2 protein-coding genes are annotated in these 852 nt (G+C 64.6%); both read left to right on the top strand.

The features are described from left to right. Positions 1–118: 118 nt before the first annotated feature. Entirely contained in the window at positions 119–595 is a 477-nt protein-coding gene (greA, locus tag ACXJKR_RS33735) for a transcription elongation factor GreA (protein ID WP_056195443.1), read from the top strand. Continuing rightward, a partial coding sequence (locus ACXJKR_RS33730) for a DUF4149 domain-containing protein (RefSeq protein WP_457326571.1) occupies positions 595–852 on the top strand: 258 nt, incomplete at its 3' end. The genes greA and ACXJKR_RS33730, both read left to right, overlap by 1 nt.

The raw sequence follows: 852 nt of genomic DNA, 5'->3' as shown, positions 1-852 counted from the left end.
GTGCAATCCCTGCAGGAACTGCACGCCGAGCTGGCTTAAACTACAGCCCATCGATTCCGCCGCAGCAGCCCGACCGGGCCGCAGCGGCGGAACTCTTTTTGCCCATTGAGTTTTTGCCATGACGACCATTCCCCTGACCAAGCGCGGCGCCGAGTCGCTCAAAGCCGAGCTGCACCGACTCAAGACCGTCGAACGTCATGCCGTCGTCCAGGCAATTGCCGAAGCGCGCGCCCAGGGTGACCTGAGCGAGAACGCCGAGTACGACGCAGCCAAGGACAAGCAGGGCTTCATCGAAGGCCGCATCCTCGAGATCGAAGGCAAACTCGCAGCGGCGCAGATCATCGATCCCTCGACGCTGGACGCTGGCGGTCGCGTGGTGTTCGGCGCAACGGTGGATCTGGAAGAAGAAGCCAGCGGCACCGAAGTGACCTACCAGATCACGGGTGACGACGAGGCCGACATCAAGCATGGCCGTATCTCGGTCGGCTCGCCGATCGCCCGCGCCCTGATCGGCAAGGAGGCCGGTGATGTCGCCGAAGTGCAGGCCCCCGGCGGCATCAAGCGCTACGAAATCGTCGAAGTGCGCTACGAGTGATGTTCGCTCGGCTCCAAGCCCTGCTGGCCGCCCTCTGGGGCGGCTTTTTGCTGTGTGTGGCCTTCGCGGCGACGCCCAGTGCCTTCGCGGTGTTAGAGCGCGCCCAGGCCGGTGCTTTCGTCGCACGCGTGTTTGCGATCGAGGCGCAGGTCAGCCTGGCGTTGGGGCTGGTGCTGATGATGATCGAGCGACGCATCGCCCGTGACACCTTGGAGGGCGGGGGCGTCAGCCAACAGTTTTCAGCCCGGCTCTTGCTG

It is taken from the genome of Roseateles sp. P5_E11 (assembly GCF_054049355.1).
Note: the sequence above shows the minus strand (reverse complement) of the source record. Positions and strands in the feature narration are given on the sequence as shown.

Excerpts from the sequence above, each read along its gene's own strand:
- greA (WP_056195443.1), top strand. The coding sequence starts at position 119 with ATGACGACCATTCCCCTGACCAAGCGCGGCGCCGAGTCGCTCAAAGCC.